Origin of the sequence: Methanobrevibacter cuticularis (assembly GCF_001639285.1) — an archaeon.
Classification (GTDB): domain Archaea; phylum Methanobacteriota; class Methanobacteria; order Methanobacteriales; family Methanobacteriaceae; genus Methanobaculum; species Methanobaculum cuticulare.
Map to the genome: position 1 here is coordinate 1 of NZ_LWMW01000100.1, position 19,808 is coordinate 19,808.

19 protein-coding genes are annotated in these 19,808 nt (G+C 25.9%); 11 read left to right on the top strand and 8 right to left on the bottom strand.

From position 1 onward, the window contains the following. Together MBCUT_RS11470 and MBCUT_RS10540 are read left to right on the top strand one after the other, a co-directional pair. Positions 1–187, top strand: a 187-nt coding sequence (locus MBCUT_RS11470; RefSeq protein ID WP_211263775.1) for a hypothetical protein, incomplete at its 5' end; no start/stop codon positions are given. Between the two features lie 108 nt (positions 188–295). After that, positions 296–556: a transposase gene (locus tag MBCUT_RS10540; RefSeq protein ID WP_281177945.1), complete on the top strand. Its 261-nt coding sequence runs from the start codon at positions 296–298 to the stop codon at positions 554–556. 247 nt (positions 557–803) lie between these two features. Here MBCUT_RS10540 and MBCUT_RS10880 read toward each other — a convergent pair whose 3' ends face one another. Next, positions 804–974 (bottom strand): PRC-barrel domain-containing protein, encoded by a 171-nt coding sequence (locus MBCUT_RS10880; RefSeq protein WP_245634952.1) that lies wholly within the window; start codon positions 972–974, stop codon positions 804–806. 451 nt (positions 975–1,425) lie between these two features. Between MBCUT_RS10880 and MBCUT_RS05490 the strand changes: the two genes are divergently transcribed. From MBCUT_RS05490 to tgtA, 9 genes are all read left to right on the top strand, one after another. Then, positions 1,426–2,145 carry a metal-dependent transcriptional regulator gene (locus tag MBCUT_RS05490; protein WP_067259684.1) on the top strand — a complete coding sequence of 240 codons (720 nt, stop codon included), beginning with the start codon at positions 1,426–1,428 and terminating at the stop codon, positions 2,143–2,145. Between the two features lie 112 nt (positions 2,146–2,257). Next, positions 2,258–3,031: an exodeoxyribonuclease III gene (gene xth / locus MBCUT_RS05495; protein WP_067259685.1), complete on the top strand. Its 774-nt coding sequence runs from the start codon at positions 2,258–2,260 to the stop codon at positions 3,029–3,031. Between the two features lie 1,340 nt (positions 3,032–4,371). Then, entirely contained in the window at positions 4,372–5,148 is a 777-nt protein-coding gene (rfbF, locus tag MBCUT_RS05500) for a glucose-1-phosphate cytidylyltransferase (RefSeq protein ID WP_067259686.1), read from the top strand. A 74-nt stretch (positions 5,149–5,222) separates the two neighbouring features. Next, on the top strand, positions 5,223–6,146 hold the full coding sequence (locus MBCUT_RS05505; protein WP_067259687.1) for an NAD-dependent epimerase/dehydratase family protein: 924 nt from the start codon (positions 5,223–5,225) through the stop codon (positions 6,144–6,146). Between the two features lie 4 nt (positions 6,147–6,150). After that, positions 6,151–6,651: a dTDP-4-dehydrorhamnose 3,5-epimerase family protein gene (locus tag MBCUT_RS05510; RefSeq protein WP_067259688.1), complete on the top strand. Its 501-nt coding sequence runs from the start codon at positions 6,151–6,153 to the stop codon at positions 6,649–6,651. 421 nt (positions 6,652–7,072) lie between these two features. Then, entirely contained in the window at positions 7,073–8,239 is a 1,167-nt protein-coding gene (gene rfbG / locus MBCUT_RS05515; RefSeq protein WP_067259689.1) for a CDP-glucose 4,6-dehydratase, read from the top strand. Between the two features lie 438 nt (positions 8,240–8,677). Further along, positions 8,678–9,721 carry a glycosyltransferase family 8 protein gene (locus MBCUT_RS05520; protein ID WP_067259690.1) on the top strand — a complete coding sequence of 348 codons (1,044 nt, stop codon included), beginning with the start codon at positions 8,678–8,680 and terminating at the stop codon, positions 9,719–9,721. A gap of 318 nt (positions 9,722–10,039) precedes the next feature. Continuing rightward, entirely contained in the window at positions 10,040–11,266 is a 1,227-nt protein-coding gene (locus MBCUT_RS05525; RefSeq protein WP_067259691.1) for a tRNA (5-methylaminomethyl-2-thiouridine)(34)-methyltransferase MnmD, read from the top strand. A gap of 499 nt (positions 11,267–11,765) precedes the next feature. Then, positions 11,766–13,739, top strand: coding sequence for a tRNA guanosine(15) transglycosylase TgtA (gene tgtA / locus MBCUT_RS05530; RefSeq protein ID WP_067259692.1), 1,974 nt, complete (start codon positions 11,766–11,768; stop codon positions 13,737–13,739). A 423-nt stretch (positions 13,740–14,162) separates the two neighbouring features. Here the strand turns inward: tgtA and recJ are convergent, their stop codons facing one another. The 7 genes from recJ to purC form a co-directional block, all read right to left on the bottom strand. Continuing rightward, complete coding sequence (recJ, locus tag MBCUT_RS05535; protein WP_067259693.1) at positions 14,163–15,569, bottom strand: single-stranded-DNA-specific exonuclease RecJ; 1,407 nt, start codon at positions 15,567–15,569, stop codon at positions 14,163–14,165. Between the two features lie 240 nt (positions 15,570–15,809). Further along, on the bottom strand, positions 15,810–16,088 hold the full coding sequence (locus MBCUT_RS05540; RefSeq protein WP_067259694.1) for a signal recognition particle subunit SRP19/SEC65 family protein: 279 nt from the start codon (positions 16,086–16,088) through the stop codon (positions 15,810–15,812). A gap of 83 nt (positions 16,089–16,171) precedes the next feature. After that, positions 16,172–16,954, bottom strand: a complete 783-nt coding sequence (locus MBCUT_RS05545; RefSeq protein ID WP_067259695.1) for a uroporphyrinogen-III synthase — start codon at positions 16,952–16,954, stop codon at positions 16,172–16,174. Positions 16,955–17,220: 266 nt separating this feature from the next. After that, positions 17,221–17,937 carry a uroporphyrinogen-III C-methyltransferase gene (gene cobA / locus MBCUT_RS05550; protein WP_067259696.1) on the bottom strand — a complete coding sequence of 239 codons (717 nt, stop codon included), beginning with the start codon at positions 17,935–17,937 and terminating at the stop codon, positions 17,221–17,223. A gap of 45 nt (positions 17,938–17,982) precedes the next feature. After that, complete coding sequence (gene purQ / locus MBCUT_RS05555; RefSeq protein ID WP_067259697.1) at positions 17,983–18,636, bottom strand: phosphoribosylformylglycinamidine synthase subunit PurQ; 654 nt, start codon at positions 18,634–18,636, stop codon at positions 17,983–17,985. A gap of 103 nt (positions 18,637–18,739) precedes the next feature. Continuing rightward, complete coding sequence (purS, locus tag MBCUT_RS05560) at positions 18,740–18,985, bottom strand: phosphoribosylformylglycinamidine synthase subunit PurS (protein ID WP_067259698.1); 246 nt, start codon at positions 18,983–18,985, stop codon at positions 18,740–18,742. Positions 18,986–19,015: 30 nt separating this feature from the next. Then, positions 19,016–19,753 (bottom strand): phosphoribosylaminoimidazolesuccinocarboxamide synthase, encoded by a 738-nt coding sequence (purC, locus tag MBCUT_RS05565; RefSeq protein WP_067259699.1) that lies wholly within the window; start codon positions 19,751–19,753, stop codon positions 19,016–19,018. Between the last annotated feature and the right edge of the window lie 55 nt (positions 19,754–19,808).

Here is a 19,808-nt window from a genome sequence, read left to right on the forward strand (position 1 = left end):
CTTAAAAAACAAATCAGACGAAATACTAACACATAAACAATTAAAAATCACCACAATCATTGAAAAATTAGAAAACAACAAATCCACTAATCAAAACCCTAATGAATATTATCTCAAATCATGTTTTCCCCACAAAAACAAAAAAAATGATTATAAAAGACTTAAAAAAATATGCAGAAAAACCTAAAATGTCAAAAAAAATATGAAAAAGAAAATAAAAAAAAGCTTGAAGAAATATTAGAAATAGTCTACAGCGAACTTTTAAAACCTCTAAAAAAACCTGTTTAAAAAAGAAATTGAAATAGTCATTGTTTTAGACAATTACCCAGTCCATCACGCTAAAATATTGAAAAAAACTTCTAAATACCTTAATATAACTCTTATACATTTACCACCATACTCCCCTAAGCTTAGCCCCATTGAACAGGTCTGGAGAACCATAAAAAAAGAATTATCCACAGAATTTATCGAAAGTGAAGAATTTCTAATTGAAAATTTTGAAAAATGGTTTTATGAAAATATTGACAAAAAGTCATATACAAAAAAAATGGATTGATAAATTCATATTTGACATAAATAACGATCTATTAATCGTAGAAATGTGCGAATCTGCAGTTTTAACACCATAAAATAAATCATGAATCCTTTTATAATTTATTTTCAAACTTTTCAAAATAAACTATAGCTAAAAAATAAAAGAATATATAAAAATTTTTTATTTAAATTATTTAAAAATTAGTTTTTAAATCAATTCTTTAATCAATAACAGTATTTAGTTTTATTTTATCTGACATACTTTCGACTTAATCAAAACTAATTGTACCTTCTAATTCAGAGAATGATTGTTGATTTAGCTTTATATCAATTTCATCAATGGAATAATTTTGTTCATTGATATTAATACCATTTACTATACCGACATACTTGTCTTGTTTATCCACGACACTCATGCCTAATATTTTTAGTATATTCATTTCATCCAACTCCTCTTTTTTAGTATAGATATTTCTAGATTAAATAGCTTTTTCTATCATGAAAACGTAATTGTTACATTACTATTTTAAGATATTTAAATTTTCACCGAAGATGAGAAGTTTTTAATTAATCTATAAAAATTAATTACATAAAGTTGATTTCTTGCAGTTAATTTTTTAAAAAAGCTATTATATTTTTAGGTAAACCAAAACCTTTTATATAAGTTTTTATATAGAAGTAATAAGATTAATTATAATTAACTATCATAATTATTTAATTATAATAATTATAACAATAATAAGAATAATTATAATAACAATAAGAATAATTATAACAATTAATATGACTATTATTATTTATAGTAATACTAATCTTTTGATAAAAAAGATTACTAAATACTTAATGAATTTTTAGCTAAAAAATTATAAATATCTTTTTGAGGGATTTTTCATGGCGAATAAAGAGATAAGTGAAAATATAGAAGAATATTTGGAAGTTCTATATAAATATGGAAATAAGAATAATTATGTTTCAACTACAAAAATCTCTAAAAAATTAAATATAGCTCCAGGTAGTGTTACACAGATGCTTAAAAAATTGGAAAAACTAAACTATATAAGCTATTTTCCTTATAAGGGAGCTATTTTAACAGATGAAGGAATGAAAATAGCTCAAAAGATTACACGGAAACATAGGATACTTGAAAGATTTTTAGCGGACATACTTAAAATTAAAAAAGAAAATATTCATATTCAAGCTTGTGATATGGAACATTCATTATCTGATGAGGCTGAAAGAGCTATGTGTCATATGTTAGAACATCCTGATTTATGTCCTGGAGATAAACCAATTCCAGCATGTGATCTTGATTTCAATAATTGTGAAGAATGTAAAACTGAATCTGGTGATATTGAAGAAATTGGTGTTCGTAATGATAGCTTAGTATCGCTTGCTCAACTTTATGCCAATGAAAAAGCTGAAGTATCGTTTATTCGTGGAGATACTAATGTTTTAAAAAAATTAATGACTATGGGAATAGCTATTGGTACAGTAATATGTTTTGAAGAACTAAATGAAGTTAACAATATTTTTAAAATTACTGTTAAGGATTCTATAATAGAAATCCCTAGAAATGTAGCTAACAATATCTTCGTGACTCTTATTAGCTGATTTGTTAATGAAAACAGTAATTGATTATTAACAAATCCTATGGAAATGAATTTATTAATAACAACTAGTATAGCAATGAATTTTTTAATTTTAAATTATCTGGGGGAATTTTATAACAACTAGAGAAATAATATCATGGAATGTAAATGGAATCAGAGCAGTTCTTAGGAAAGGATTTTGTGATTGGTTCAAAGTAGCAAGACCTGATGTTCTTTGTCTTCAAGAAACTAAAGCAAGACCTGAACAAATTCCTAGAAAGTTGAAAAGTATTCCTAATTATCATAGCTATTTCAATTCTGGTGAAAGAAAGGGATATAGTGGAGTGGCTACTTTTAGTAAAGCTAAACCAAAAAATCAAATAAATGGATTTAATATTCTAAAATTTGATACCGAAGGTAGAGTTCAAAGATCTGATTTTGATGATTTTATACTTTTGAATATATACTTCCCTAATGGTGGTATGAGTGATGAAAGATTACAATACAAACTTCAATTTTACGATGCATTTCTCACATACACCAATAATTTAAGAGATGAAGGAAACAATCTCGTGATATGTGGAGACTTAAATACTGCACACAAACCAATTGATATAGCTAGACCCAAAGAAAATGAGAAAGTTTCAGGATTTTTGCCAATTGAACGTGAATGGATAGATAAGTTTTTATCTAATGGTTATGTAGACACATTCCGAATGTTTAATGACAAGTCAGAGCAATATACTTGGTGGAGTTACAGAACTAGGGCAAGAGATAGAAATGTAGGTTGGAGACTTGATTATTTCTTTGTAAATGAAGAATTTAAAGATAATGTAATCGATTCTTACATGTTGTCTGATGTAATGGGATCAGATCACTGTCCAATAGGATTAAAAATAGATTTGTAAACTTTTTTCATTTTTCATTACACTTTTTATTAAGTTGATTACAGATTTTTTAAAACATCTTAAATCAGCTATTTTTTTTATTAAAAACCATATTTTCTTTTTATTTTTAAAATAAATTATATAATTTTTTTATTAGATTTTTCAATTTTCATTTCGCGACTAAAACTCTTAAGTGTGTGGAAGAGAAGTTAAAAATATGATTTTTCCCATTACAATTTTTTAAATTAAGACCCCTTATATATAAAGTCTATTAATTCCAATTACTCATATACATAGTCCTAGACATTTGATTTAAAAATAATATTAAATTTTTAATCGTTAAAATTATTTTATTTATAAAAATAATGATTAATATGAATATTTAAAAATATTATAATTTTGAGAAGTTTTGTCCAACACTATATATGCTTAAATTTAAAATAAACTTATATTAATTCTTAATTTATTAAAATTAAATATTTTGACTAATTAAATATTAAATAAAATTATAATAGCCTTAATATTGATATAGTATCGATTACTTAAATTGAATTTTTTCTATACTATAATTCCTTTATTTAGATAATGATATTGTTATAATTCTATTTTTCCATACTGTGATCTTTAAATATTATATATTTTTATCAAGTTAATGATTAATCAGAACCTAAAAGTATCTCCCATTTATCTAGATTAATATAAGTTTAACAGTGCGGAAATAATTTTTTGAGCATTTCCAAAAAGTTTATATATTTATAATACTTAAATATAGGTAAACAGAATTAAAACAATACGAACTAAAATATATAATTAAATAATATGAATTTAATTAATATATGATACAATTAATCTTTTTTTGAAAGATTTAGTATTATATATGCAAATTAAAAAAGCCAAAATAATAACTTTGGTGGATTTATATAGATTATATGTAATAATTATAATACTAATTAAAGAATTAATACAGATTATACATAAAAAGATATGTTAAATCATCAAAACTAAATCTTTGTCATTTTATATTAGATAATACACAATTTTTATTTATTATTCATACATTGAGAAAGTTTTGTTAAGTTAAAAATATAGAAAATGAAAATTTTTTTATTATGTGAAGAATTATTTCTAATAATTTTTACATCAAATAAAAAAAAGAAAAAAAAAGAATATAGTTAATAGAATCATTATTTTTAATTATTTGTTATTAATAATAAAATCAAAGATACTTGAGCTTTATGAAATTCTTTCAGAAATTTTCTAAATTTACAAATAAAAAATTTTCACAACTATATGAATTCTCAAACAATGCACTGGATATATTCGATTAATAATTACTAGTAAATTATAATTGAGATGATCAAATGAAAGCAGTTATTTTAGCAGGGGGTCTCGGAACAAGATTAAGTGAAGAGACAGATATCCGTCCAAAACCAATGGTTGAAATTGGTGGAAAGCCAATTTTATGGCATATAATGAAAATATATTCTCATTATGGCTTTAATGAATTTGTAATATGTTTAGGTTACAAAGGATATATGATTAAAGAATACTTTGCTAATTATTTTTTACATCAATCTAATATAACTATTGATCTTAAAAAAAATAGTATTGAGATTCATGATTCCCAATCTGAACCATGGAATGTTACATTAGTTGATACTGGTCTAAATACTATGACTGGTGGAAGAATAAAAAAAATAGAGAAATACACCAATGGTGAAAGATTCATGTTAACCTATGGAGATGGATTAAGTAATGTGAATTTATTTAACTTAACCAATTTCCATGAAAAACACGGAAAATATGCTACGTTAACTGCAGTGCAACCAGAGGGACGATTTGGAGCTCTCAATATAGATGAAAACTCTAATGTTTTAGAATTTAAAGAAAAACCTAAGGGAGATAAGAGTTGGATAAATGGTGGTTTTTTCCTTCTAGAAAACGAAATTTTTGATTATATTGAAGGAGATGGAACATATTGGGAAAGAGAGCCTTTAGAGAATTTAACTAACAATAATCAACTTGCAGCATATAAACATGCGGGATTTTGGAAGCCTATGGATATGTTAAAAGACAAAAAAGAATTAGAAAAACTGTGGAAATCCAATAAAGCTCCATGGAAACTTTGGAAGGATTAAACATCCTCAGATTTAGCTAATTTAAACTTAATTATAGTAGTATTATATAATGATAATATAGATATAGTGGTAATATGGAAAAAAATATACTATTAACAGGAGGAACTGGATTTATTGGTAGTCAATTAGCTGAAGATTTATTGAATGATGGTAAAAACCTTATTTTACTTAAAAGATCATATTCAAATACATGGCGAATTGATAATTTTATGAATTCATTTCCTAATCTTAAAATAATCGATATTGATAAAGTAAAAATGTCAGAGATTTTTAATAGCTATAATATTGAAGGCATTCTTCATTTAGCAACATACTACACAAAATTTCATAAATCTAATGATATTAAAGATATGATTTATTCCAATGTGACATTTCCAACAGATTTACTTGAAAATTCTGTTAATAGTAATACTAAATACTTTGTTAACACAGGTTCTTTTGGAGAATATTCTTTGGATAAAATTCCTATAACTGAAAAAACGAGAATTACTCCATTTAATTTATATTCATCAACTAAAGTAGCTTTTGAAGATATATTGAAATTTTATAATCATGAATATGGGATTAAAACAAGTAGTTTGAAATTATTTACTCCTTATGGCCCTAAAGATGATGAAAATAAAATAATTCCATACTTAATTAGACATTCTCTTAAAAAAGAGAAGATAACAATTCAAAGTACTTCTAAAAAACTTGATGTGATATTTGTCAGTGATATCATTGATGCATATAAAAAAACAATGAATAATATTGAAAAATTTGAAAATAATGAAAATATTAATATAGCTAATGGAACTTCTTATTCAATTAGAGATATTTATTCAATAATAAATTCATTTTTAGGAAACACAGATGTGACATTCTTAGAATCTGATTTAACAGAAGTTAAAGGAGATATAACTAAAGCAAATAAATTGATTAACTGGCATCCTCACATTAATTTAAAAGAAGGTTTAAAATTAACTATAGAATTTTATAAAGATAAATTAAATAGGTGAATTAATGATTTTTAAAGGCAAAGATTTAGAACAAGTTGACGGGGTTAAAGGTAAGTTCATTGAAGGAGTTGAAATCAAAAAGCTTAGGAAGATACCTGATGAGAGAGGAACTATATATCATATGTTAACAAAGGATGATGAAATTTTTGAAGACTTTGGAGAAATATATTTTTCAAACATATACCCTAATGTAGTTAAAGCATGGCATTGGCATAGAGACATGGTTCTAAATTATTCTGTTGTATATGGAATGATAAAGATGGTAGTATATGATGATAGAGAGAACTCAAAAACCTATGGAAACTTAATGGAGATATTTTTAGGTGAAGAAAATTATATTCTTGTCAAAGTTCCTAAAAAAGTTTGGAATGGGTTTAAGGGAATTGGGAAAACAAAAGCAATAGTTGCAAATTGTTCAAGCATTATACATAATCCTGAAGAGATATTTAGAAAGGAATTTGATACCATAGACATTCCATATGATTGGGAATTGAAAAATGAATAAATATTTTATTAAGAATAGAATTTACTAATTTAATTTAAAAAAGAAATTATTATATAGAATTGGACAAAACTTCTCAAAATTATAATATTTTTAAATATTCATTTTAATCATTAATTTTATAAATAAAAGAATTTTAACGATTAAAAATTTAATATTACTTTTAAATCAAATGTCCAGTACTATAATTAAGAAAATTACTTAATAACTAATTCAAATAAAGAAATTATTATAATGAAAAAATTACTCAGTAAATTAATTCAAATAAAGAAATTATTATAATGAAAAAATTACTCAGTAAATTAATTCAAATAAAGAAATTATTATAATGAAAAAATTACTTAGTAAATTAATTCAAATAAAGAAATTATTATAATGAAAAAATATAATTTAACAAATTAACCCAAACAAATAGAGAAATATTATGATTAAAAGATTTAAAGATTATTTTCAAGATAAAAAGGTTTTTGTTACTGGACATACTGGATTTAAAGGAACTTGGTTGAGCAACTGGCTTTTCAATTTAGAATCTGAAGTGATTGGATTCTCAGATAAAATTCCTACAAATCCTAGTATGTTTGATATTTTGGGATTAGAAAATTATATAAAGCATATTAAAGGAGATATAACTAACTTTAATACATTGAATAATGTAATACTAGAAAATAATCCTGATATTATCATTCATTTAGCTGCTCAACCTTTAGTAAGAAAATCTTACAATGAGCCTATTGAAACCTATCAAACTAATGTAATGGGTACCATCAACTTGCTTGAATCTTTGAGAAATTTAAGCCATCATTATGAAAATGAAAGTAAAGTTGTTTTAAATATCACAACAGATAAATGTTATGATAATAAAGAAGAGAATTATGCATATAAAGAAACAGATCCGTTAGGTGGTTATGACCCATATAGTTCAAGTAAAGCTTGTTCTGAGATAGTTACTTCTGCTTATAGAAGATCATTTTTTAATTCTAATTCAAATAATAACGACCATATTTCAAAAATAGCTATTTCTACTGCAAGAGCAGGGAATGTAATTGGTGGAGGAGATTGGTCAGCTGATAGACTCGTAGTGGACTGTGTGAGATCATTGTCTTTGGATGAAACCATTGTTTTAAGAAATCCTCATGCTATAAGACCTTGGCAACATGTTTTAGAAGGACTTACAGGTTATCTAACTCTTATTTGTCACATGATAGATGGAAACAATAATAATGACAACAAAAACTATAACAGTGAATATAATAGTAAATACAATGATAATCATGAAATAGATTATAATAGCTCTTGGAATTTTGGACCATATCATGAAGATATTGTGGATGTTGAGCATTTAGTTAACAGATTGATTAATAATTGGGGATCTGGAAAATACATTGTTGAATCTGATAATAAATTTCATGAAGCTAATTTATTAGAATTAGATATTAGTAAATCACTTTCTTACCTTAGCTGGAAACCAAAATTAAGTTTTGAAGAATCAGTGCAAATTACTGTAGAGTGGTATAAAGAATATTACTCTGATAAGAATAATATGATTGATTATACAAATAAACAAATTGAAAATTACACCAAAAAGAATTAACATTAGAATGCTAGATAATTACTAGTAATGAATAATATTTTTTAAATGATTACATCAAGTAATAACTTAAATTAACATGAAATAGATAAAATCAAATTAACAAACTCAAATTAAATATAATAGCTAAAATCAAATTAACAAACTCAAATTAAATATAATAGCTAAAATCAAATTAACAAACTCAAATTAAATATAATAGATAAAATCAAATTAACAAACTCAAATTAAATATAATAGATAAAATCAAATTAACAAACTCAAATTAAATATAATAGCTAAAATCAAATTAACAAACTCAAATTAAATATAATAGCTAAAATCAAATTAACAAACTCAAATTAAATATAATAGCTAAAATCAAATTAACAAACTCAAATTAAATATAATAGCTAAAATCAATGTCAATTTAATTAATAATGTATATAAAGGAATTAATTTATGAAATCAGGTGAATTACATGTAATATACATATCTGGAAACGATTTCATGCCATATGCTGGTGTTTCAATAGAATCATTATTTGAAAATAATAAAACATTTAGTGAAATATATCTACATCTTTTTGATAGAGGTATTGATAATTCTAATAAAGAAAAATTAGAAGCTCTTTGTAAAAAATATAATAGGAAACTTTTTTTATATGATATAAATGAGAAGATGTATGATAAAATACTAAATAACAAAACAATGCAAAAAATAAACTTAATAACTTCAATAAACACATTATCAAAACTTTTAATACCGCAAATTATCCCAAAAGACATTGAAAAAATTATCTATATTGATGCTGATTCTCTTGTTTTAGGTTCATTGGAAAACCTATGGAATATGGATATTACTAACTATTATTTTGCAGCTGTTGAAGACCTTGCAGTTTTATCAATGTTTCCTCAAATTAAAACATCCTTGGGTTTGGATAATAACAGTAATTATGTTAATGCGGGGATAATGTTTATAAATCTAACTAAATGGAAAGAAGATAATGTTGAGGAAAAATTTATTGATTTCCTTGGAGACTATGATTCATTTTTCATGGATCAAGATGTCTTTAATAAGGTATTATTTGATAAAATATTAATTATTCCCCTAAATTATAATGTTTTGCCTGCTTTTTATGGATTCTCATATGACTATTTTAAATATTCAAAATTAGAAAGCTATTATTCAGAAAATGAAATTAAAGATGCATTAGAAAATCCAATAATATTCCATTTTGCAAGATCTAATATAGTGCCTCGTCCATGGTATAGTGGTGAGCTATTTAAATTAGGAAATTGGGTGAATAAAAAAAAACTTATTAGAATCAGTCCAGCTTACAAAGATTTTATAACTAGCTATTCAAATTCTTCTGAATCATCAATTTGGAAAGACGAAGTATATATTAAAGATGAAAGAAGTTTTATTGGAAGACTTAGTTATATTCTAACAGCTATAATTCCTTTTTTTTCAATAATGTTAATTTTTATTTATAAAAAATTATAATTATGAAAAATTTGAAATTTTTTTAAAATTATAGGTAATTTTTAATAATATATTGAGTAATTTCTTATAGGATATTAAGTAATTTTTAATAGGATCTTTTAGAATAAAATAATTTTTAAGATTATATAATAATATTTATATAACTATAATTTAAATTAGAATATCTAATTAATTCTTTTGCAATTTCTTCTGAAATAGCTATTTTCTATATAAATAATATAAGTCTTTTAATAGAATAAGAATTATTTTTAATTATCATGTTAAAATATTAAGAATTTAATTTATATAATAAAGTACGAAGAGCTTATCATTGATAATATGAACACAATAAGAAAAGAACAAAGTTTATTTGAAATCTTGGAATATTATTTTTCAAAAGAAAAAGAACATCATGATAATAGCTACCGTGATGAATTATCACGAGAAATTATGAAATTCCTTATAGAAACCGATGATGGATCATATACTCTAAAATCACCTGAATTTGATGGGAAGTCGGAAAATATGCATAATTCCCATGGAGCTATTACAGAATCATTTGAAAAATTTGTAAAACCTTTAAAATTTTCTTATGAAAAAGAAATAGCTATTTTAGATATTTGTAGTGGATTTGGCTATAATTCAGCAGCAGCCATTGAAAATTTCACAAAAAATAAGAAAGATACCAATGAAAAAATAGCTAAATTAAAAATAGACATGATTGAAATATCAATTGAAACATTAGCTATTGCACTTACTATTCCAAGTCCAATACCTGAACATAAAATCATTAAAAAGGCTATTGAATCTAAACTAATTGATGAAGATTTCGCAAAACTTAGTTTAGAGAAATGTGAAATCCCTGAAAATATTAATATTAATATATTTTGTGAAGATGCAAGAAAAACAATAGAAAGTCTTGAAGATAATAGCTATGATGCAATATTCCTCGATCCTTTTTCTCCAGCTTGGACTCCTGAATTATGTACTGTTGAATTCTTTATAGAATTGAAGAGAGTTCTTAAAGACGATGGGATGATAGCTACTTATTCTGCAGCTGCTCCTTTACGATATGGATTTATTGAAGCAGGTTTTCACATTGGAGAAGGTCCTGCATTTGGTCGGAAATTTGGAGGGACAATAGCCTCTACCAACATTGATAAAATCGATAAATCCATTTCAAAGAGTGATGAGAGAACCATTGCATTATCTGATGCAGGAATTCCATTTAGAGACCCTGGATTAAATAAAAACTCCAATGAAATCTTAGAATTTAGAGCCAAAGAACGTGAAAAAACCAGACATTTCCATAGAATTTCCTCTGCTGTACAAACATCATTATTCCTTGGTGAAGAAATAAGTGATGAAAAGCTAAAAAGAAGAGTTTTAAGAAATCTTAGTAAAGTCAACATTCCAACTTTAAAATCTAAAGAGGCCAATTATATTATATTCCCTCAAAATAGCTATTTAGTAACTTCAAACCATCAATTTAACTCTAGAAATAGGATTATTGATATGAACAATAGATTATTAGAAGTTATAAAAGGTTTAAATTTTAAAATCTGAAATTACTTTTTTTATCAAAATCAACCCAAAATTTTTATCCATTAACAAAATCAACCCAAAATTTTTGAAATTATTGATAATTTAATTTTTTTTTCTTGAGTTTTACACCAATATCTTTTTATTAGTTTGATTAAGTTGATAAAATTAATGTTTAATCTTAGTTTAAATCTAGTACAATTTTATTTAATCATAATACATTTTATAACGTTTGTTGAGTAATATTTATATAGTGAAATTAAAAAAATAATAATAAATAAGAATAATTATACTATAATTGCTAATCAATTAAAATAATTAATTATTAATCATTTAAGAAAATTCAGATAAATATAAATCATTTGAAGAAAATTTAAATGAATATAAATCATTTATAAAGAAAATTAACTGATTATCAATTATTTATAAAGAAAATTAACTGATTATCAATTATTTATTGAAAATTAATTAGTAATTTTTAAACTAGCAAAATATCATTTAGAAGAAATATGGGGGAATCATTATATTTGAAATAAAACAAAAAGACAATAGAGGAAGAATTGGTTTACTTAAAACAAACCATGGAACTGTTAAAACGCCTGCTTTGATGCCAGTTATCCACCCTAGAAAGCAAACTATTGATGTGAGAAAATTTGGAGCAGAAATAGTTATTACAAATGCTTATTTAATTTATAAAGATGAAGAATTAAAACAAAAAGCTATTGATGAAGGAATACATAAATTAATCAATTTTAATGGGCCTGTTATGACAGATTCAGGATCATTTCAACTTTCAATCTATGGAGATGTGGATATAAATAATGAAGAGGTAATAGAGTTTCAAGAGCTAATTAAAACAGATATAGGTACTTCTTTAGATATACCTACAGCTCCTTATGTTACAAGGGAAAAAGCTGAAAATGATTTAAAGATAACATTAGAAAGAGCAAAAGAAGCTGTGAAATATAAAGAAGAGAATAATATAAATATGTTATTAAACTCTGTAGTTCAAGGATCAACATTTTCAGATTTGAGATCATGCTGTGCAGAGGAGCTTTCTAAATTGAATGCTGATTTATACCCAATTGGGGCGGTTGTTCCTTTGATGGAAAACTATAGATATAGAGATCTTGTTGATGTTGTAACTTCATCAATTTCACATTTACCCAATGATGTACCTCGACATTTAATGGGAGCTGGTCATCCCATGGTGTTTGCATTGGCTGTAGCTATGGGTTGTGATTTATTTGATTCTGCAGCTTACATATTATATGCTGAAGATGATAGATTTTTAACTATTAGAGGAACTTATAAACTTGAAAATCTCCAAGAAATGCCTTGTTCCTGTGAGGTCTGTAATAAATACACTCCAGATGATTTGAAAGCCATGGAAAAAAAAGAAAGAGCTAAACTTATTGCAGAACACAACTTAAGAGTTAGCTTTGCAGAATTGAGGGTGATTAGACAAGCTATTATAGATGGTAATTTGATGGAATTGGTCGAAGAACGATGTAGAGTTCATCCTATGCTTTTAGATGCATGCCGTCAACTTGGTAAGTATGCAGATGACTTAGAAGTTTATGATCCACGGATTAAAAAGTCAGCATTTTTCTATACAGGTCCAGAATCTTTAAATAGAGCAGAAGTTGTAAGACATTTAGATAAATTAAGAAATATGGACAAAAAGAGAGATTTAATAATATTACCAAGTTCAAGAAAACCTTATTCAAAATATGTCTCAGATAATCTAGGAGATTTTTATATTTATGGTAGTGAAATGAAATTGGATCTAAAAAACACAGATTTTATGGTTTTAGATGTTCCATTTTGTTTAATACCTCTTAATATTGATGAAGTTTATCCTTTATCCCAGAATGAATCTCCTAAAATAAAAGATGCTGATTCTCTAGAATTTATCGAAGATTTCCTTTCTGAATTTATAGAGTATTATGAACAAACATTAATAAGCTCTAAAGTTATTGAAGAGCTGAATATAGGATTATACAACATACATTCACAATCAGATGAAATTAAATTCATCAAAAAGGATGAAGAAAAAATTAAAAGCATTGCAGATTATCAATTTGGAAATGGAGTAGGAAATGCCCTTTTTAAAGGAAAACTTAAGATTGAAAAAAGCAAAAAGACCGGAAAGATTAGACATGTTTATTCAGATGGAGAATTAATAGCTAATATGAGAGCTTCAGATGCGTTTTTTGTGCTAGCTAAAGAAGGAGCAAGAAGACTCCATGAAAAAATGGAATTTCCAGAAAATCGAGTTATAGTAAATAAAGACTCAGAACCATTTGCTCGTGAAGGAAAAAGTGTTTTTTCAAAATTTGTAATAGATTGTGATACCAACATCAGAGCCAATGATGAAGTTCTAATTGTCAATGAAAATGACGAATTGTTAGCTTTTGGTAAATCTTTGTTAAACTATGCCGAAATTATGGATTTTAATGTAGGTCAAGCTATTAAAACAAGAAAAGGATTTTAATATAACCAACCTATAAAAACAAGAAAAGGATTTTAATATAACCAATCTACAAAAACAAGAAAAGGATTTTAATATAACCAACCTATAAAAACAAGAAAGGATTTTAATATAACCAACCTATAAAAACAAGAAAAGGATTTTAATTAAAACAAAAAAAGATTTTAACTTCAATTAGTTTTTATAATATAGTATTTGTAGAAAAGTTTTTAAGTTTTGAAAATAAATTAAATTCTTAATATCATTTATTTTTAATTACAACATCTTAAAATTGATTATTGTCGAAAATATATTATTTAAACAGGCTTATTAATTTAATAAATTGATTAAAATTATTAATTTAAGATTATAATATTTTTTAGATGATTCATTTATTAAAAACTTTATCAAATTGACTATAATTAATGGATAGTATAATGAATTTTTTTAAATATCCATTTTCAATTGTTCATTGAATAAGGTTAAAAACTTTTCTTTTTTATCATGAGGAATATAAGCACCACAAGCTACTGAATGGCCTCCTCCACTTCCTCCAACTTTTTTAGATACTTTTCTTATTATATTTCCGAAATGTATTCCATCATAAGCTAGAAGTCTTGAACAACGCAAGGATACTTTTAAGTTTTCATCCTCTTCACTGATTTGAGTAAATCCTATCATTGGTTTTCTCCAATCACCATAGCTAAGGATCATACCAGCGATTGTTCCAACTACTGAACTTTTTATTCCATTTCCATCAAAGTATTGAATCTTTCCTAAATTTTTAATCATATCTTCTTCTTCAATTTTATGGATGTTTTGAGCTAAATATCTTCTATGTTCTTTTGAAACAATTTCAAGCTCATCCAATGCAGCTATTCTATCCCCTTTTAATATTTTCAATGCAATATCTTCTCTATTATTACGAGTACATGCATTCATAGCTGTTGAAAATTCAGAAGCATCTCTAAGGAATGTGTGATCTGTTTCCATTAAGAATTCATATGAATCTGCAGCTACAAGCTTTGGAACATACTTAACATATCTTTCTGGTACTTCTTTAGATAACATCCTTACAAGTTCAGAAAACAATTTTCCCTTCTCAACGCCATCTAAATCGCTAAGAGTTCGTGATCTATCCCCTATTTTTCTAGGAATTCCTAAATCTTTCATTAAAGCTATTGCTTCTGTCCTATTGTTCGTGATAGGTAAATTAACATCACTAAAATAAGAAAGAGCTACGAAAAGTGGACGAGTTTGTCTTCCATAAAGAGATAAATCATTTATAGAACTTACATATCCTTGTTTAACACTATCATTTAATATAATTGAATTTAACCCTTCTAACTTCCCAGTCATACTGTTTTGCATGTCACCAATAGCTGAAAGTACTCCAATCCAACTTAAATCATGATATCCAAATTCTTTGGCTAAAAAATAGCTAAGTCCTCCTCCACAAACATAGTGAGAACCATCTATCCCATGATGATGTGGATTTATCTCTAAATAATCATAAGCAACATTATGACTATAATCAAGATTTTTAAGTGGAGGATGATGATCCAAGATAATTATTTTGGAGGAATCTTTAGCTAATTCATCTACATTCTGACCAGAGCCTAAATCTGAAAATAATGTCAACTCATTTTCAATTTCTAAATTTTCAAGCTTATCTAAACTAACTATTTCAATTTCATGTTCTTTTTCTTGTCTATCTAAAATCGTAGACAATATAGCTCCCGCTGATATACCATCACAATCATTGTGACTATATATTTTAATATCCTCTGAAGCTTCAATCATCTCTTTAGCTTTCTTATAGGATTTTTGCATTTTCAAAGGTAAGTTATCCATTTTTTCACATGAAAATTAAATAAAATAGCTATTTAATAACAAATAGCTACTAATTATACACTAAATAACTATTCATAATAATAGCAAATAGCTACTAATTATACACTAAATAACTATTCATAATAATAGCAAATAGCTACTAATTATACACTAAATAACTATTCATAATAATAGCAAATAGCTACTAATTATAATAAAAAAGTATTTTTATATTAATCAGAATTATTTATTAATAAATAGCTATTTTTGTCTTAATGTTTTTATTGTTTCACTAATTTTAATTAAAATATTATTTTTTGAAATGTTCTCTGTAGAAACAATAATTCGTCCAGAATTTTCCCACCAAGAGCTAGGATAAGATTTATCATCTTCTGTTTTTGGATTCATATTTAATTTACGAGCTGCTCTTGACATTTCTGTCAATTTTGGATCAGATACAGCTATCTCTTTTTTTATTTTTCTTCCTTCTTTTCTACTCAATTTTGAGTTTATATAAACTGGCCATATGATCGTTTCCAATTTATCACCTTATTTATCAAATATAATAGTAAAATTTCAATTTTATTATAACTTAATTTCTAGATACTAGTAATTTATACATATTATAACAGCTCAAATAACATTTCCATCATGTCTTTAACTGTATATATTTTTGGATATCTTGCATCTACACCCAAATCCTTAAGAACATCAGTTGTAATTGGACCAATGGCTACTGTTAAAACACTAGTGGATAATTTATTAACTAATTCTGGAATTTGTGCATCAGTAGCTACAGTAAACAAATTTTTAACAGTTAACGGACTAGTGAATGTTATTGCATCGATTTCAGAATTTAAAATTTTTCCAATTAAAACTTCAATTCTTACAGTATCTAATGGAATGACTGATTCATAGCTTTCAGCTAATATAACATCAGCCCCCATCTTTTCTAGTCCCTCTGGAAGTGTTTCTCTTGCAGCCAATGTTCTTGGAATTCCAATGAGATTATTTTTTATATCCATCTTTTCAAATGATTCGAGAAGTCCTTCAGCAGTATAATCTTTAGGAATTAAGTCAACAATTAATCCATACTTATTAGCTATTTCTTCTGTTTTATGCCCTATAGTAGCTATTTTACAATTTGGATTGATTTTTTCTCTAAAACCAGGATAAAACTCGAAAATGGACTCTATAGATGTGGGAGAAGTAAATATCAACCAATCGAAATCATTAACTAAGCCTACGAGACTTTTAAGAGAGTCAGAATTTATTAATTTTAATTCTAATGTAGGAGCCAGAAATGGAGTTGCTCCATAAGATTCAACAATTTCTACTGCTTCATCCACTCTATTAAATGGTCTTGTAATAGCTATTGTCACTTCATTTTCTAAAGGTTTTTTCATATTTACATCTCCATTATTAATAAAATTATATTTCATATAATAAAGAAAGTTAATTTTTAAATTAATAATTATATTTTATAGCAATCATTATTTATTTTTATCTGTAATTTCAGTAATCTAATATTATTAATTATAATCTCAAGAATCATAATATTATTAAATACAAACTAAGTGACTAAAACTTTATTAAATATAACCTCAACAATCACAATATTATTAAATACAACCTAACTAACTAGAACTTTATTAAATATAACCTCAGTAATTCATTTGATTCCTTTAATTTCTTTAAAAACATCAATGACATTTCCTACAATGAGAATAGCTGGAGTATTGATGTCTTTATCACCTATATCTCCTAAAGTTCCAAATATAGTCTTTTCATTTGGTAGAGTTCCGTTTTCAATGACACATACAGGAGTTTTAGAATCTCTATATTTCATTATTTCAGAAGTGTTTTCTTTCATTTTTCCAATTCCCATGAGTACAATAATAGTATCAGCTGTATAATCCCATTTCACTTGTTTCCTATTTTTTGTAGGATCTTCATGACCTGTAACAACTGTAAATGAAGTAGCTACTCCCCTATGTGTAACAGGAAGTCCTAATGATGTTGGTACTCCAATAGCTGAAGTTACTCCTGGAATGACTTCAAATTTAATTCCTTCAGATATAAGAGATAATATTTCTTCTCCCCCTCTTCCAAAGACAAAAGGATCTCCTCCTTTAAGTCTAACAATGATATTATTAGATGTGTCTTTAGCTTCATTGATTATAATCTGATTAATTTCATCCTGACTTTTATAATGTTCACCAGCTTTTTTACCAACATAAATGAGTTTAGCTTCACCAGCATGTTCTAATATTTTTTCATTAGCTAATCTGTCATAAATTACAACATCTGCCTTATTTAAAGCTTTAACAGCCTTTAAAGTTATGAGTTCGGGATTCCCCGGTCCTGCACCAATTAAATATACTACCATTCACACACCTTATGAAGAATAATTAATATCAAAATCTACCCATCATTATAAACTATTTACAATTCCTTTAAAGAAATTTAGACCATCAGAAGAACCTAAAATTTCTTCAGATGCTCTTTCAGGGTGAGGCATGACTGCACAAATGAGTCCTGTTTCATCACAAACGCCAGTAATAGCTTCAAGAGAGCCATTTGGATTTTTCCCTTCAAACTGAAGAACTATTTGATTTTGATTTTTAAGTAAATCTATATCCTCTGTAAAATACCTTCCTTCAGCATGAGCTACTGGCATTTTAATGATTTGATTATTATTGAAATTACTTGTAAATGGTGTTTTATTATTGCTTACTTTCAATTCAACCCATTCACAATTGAATTTAGGGTCTTGATTTACTGTAAAAACTCCAGGAACAAGTCCAATTTCAGCCAATATTTGAGCACCATTACATATCCCAAGAACTGGTTTTTCTTCTTTTACGAGAGATTTTATTCCATTTATAACTGGATTTATGGAAGCTATTGCTCCAGCACGTAGGTAATCTCCATAAGAAAAGCCACCTGGAATAACAACTGCATCAAGATAGCTAAGGTCTTCTTTATTCCACCATATATATTCAGCTTCTCCCCCTGCTAAATTGATTGCATGATAAACATCTCTATCACAGTTAGATCCTGGGAATCTTATTACTCCTATTTTCATTTTAAACCTCTTGATTGAGTTTAATATAATCTTATTAATATTATCTATTATTTAAATATAATCCATTAAATACAATCTTATTAATATCCTCTATTATTTAACTCTAATTCCTTATAACTATTTCATAATCATGAATTACAGGGTTACAGAGTAATCTTTGACACATGTCTTCAACTTCTTCTAAAACTTTTCCTTCATTTTCTTCATCCATTTGAAAAGTTATAATATCAATAGTATCAGTATTTTTTACTTTATAACCTAATAAATCCAAAGCTCTTTCTATAGTTGAGCTTTCAGGATTTAACATTCCTTTTTTTAATGAAATTTTGACTTCAACATTAAATATCATAGTATCACATTAAATTTTATTATTTAACTATTAAATTTCCCATCTTTCAATATCTTTTTCATCTACAATCATGGCACAAACTTGCTCATAGATGTCCATGACATTTTCTTGGCCTTGTCTGAAAGAATCTTTGTCTAATGTTTCCAAAGTTTTAATATCCCAATACCTACATGTATCAGGACTAATTTCATCCCCTAAAATAATATTTCCTTCACTATCTTTTCCAAATTCAAGTTTGAAATCAACTAAAAGTATTCCTTTTTCTTTCAAGAATTCACTTAAAATGTTATTTATTTTCAATGTGATTTTTCTAATTTCATCTAAATCTTCTTGTGTTGCTATGCCTAATGCAATTGTTATTTCATCATTTAACATAGGATCATGGTATTCATCATTTTTATAATCCATCTGAATAATTGGAGGATCTAATTTTTGATTTTTTTCGAAAGGGAATCTTTTTAAAAGACTCCCAGTAGCAATATTTCTAGCTATTACTTCTAAAGGTATCATTTGAAGTTTTTTAGAGAGAACAGACCCTGTTTCAATCAAATCAAGATAATGTGTAGGTATGCCATTCTCTTCTAACACTTCAAATAATTTAGATGAAATTAAAGAGTTACAATTTCCTTTTCCTTGAAAATTAGCTTTTTTTTCTCCATCTCCTGCAGTTATATCGTCTCTAAAAATAACTATGACTTTATCATCATCTTCAGCTTCGTAAATGTCTTTAGCTTTACCAGCATACATCAATTTTTTAGAATCATTCATTTTAGCACTCATCTTCAGTAATTTATGTTCTTACTTTAGTTTTTATTTTATTCTG

Coding starts and splice junctions, on each gene's coding strand:
- MBCUT_RS10880 (WP_245634952.1), bottom strand. CDS start 974: ATGAATATACTAAAAATATTAGGCATGAGTGTCGTGGATAAACAAGAC.
- MBCUT_RS05490 (WP_067259684.1), top strand. CDS start 1,426: ATGGCGAATAAAGAGATAAGTGAAAATATAGAAGAATATTTGGAAGTT.
- rfbF (WP_067259686.1), top strand. CDS start 4,372: ATGAAAGCAGTTATTTTAGCAGGGGGTCTCGGAACAAGATTAAGTGAA.
- MBCUT_RS05505 (WP_067259687.1), top strand. CDS start 5,223: ATGGAAAAAAATATACTATTAACAGGAGGAACTGGATTTATTGGTAGT.
- MBCUT_RS05510 (WP_067259688.1), top strand. CDS start 6,151: ATGATTTTTAAAGGCAAAGATTTAGAACAAGTTGACGGGGTTAAAGGT.
- rfbG (WP_067259689.1), top strand. CDS start 7,073: ATGATTAAAAGATTTAAAGATTATTTTCAAGATAAAAAGGTTTTTGTT.
- MBCUT_RS05520 (WP_067259690.1), top strand. CDS start 8,678: ATGAAATCAGGTGAATTACATGTAATATACATATCTGGAAACGATTTC.
- MBCUT_RS05525 (WP_067259691.1), top strand. CDS start 10,040: ATGAACACAATAAGAAAAGAACAAAGTTTATTTGAAATCTTGGAATAT.
- recJ (WP_067259693.1), bottom strand. CDS start 15,569: ATGGATAACTTACCTTTGAAAATGCAAAAATCCTATAAGAAAGCTAAA.
- MBCUT_RS05545 (WP_067259695.1), bottom strand. CDS start 16,954: ATGAAAAAACCTTTAGAAAATGAAGTGACAATAGCTATTACAAGACCA.
- cobA (WP_067259696.1), bottom strand. CDS start 17,937: ATGGTAGTATATTTAATTGGTGCAGGACCGGGGAATCCCGAACTCATA.
- purQ (WP_067259697.1), bottom strand. CDS start 18,636: ATGAAAATAGGAGTAATAAGATTCCCAGGATCTAACTGTGATAGAGAT.
- purS (WP_067259698.1), bottom strand. CDS start 18,985: ATGATATTTAATGTTGAAGTCAAAATTTCATTAAAAAAAGGAATGTTA.
- purC (WP_067259699.1), bottom strand. CDS start 19,753: ATGAATGATTCTAAAAAATTGATGTATGCTGGTAAAGCTAAAGACATT.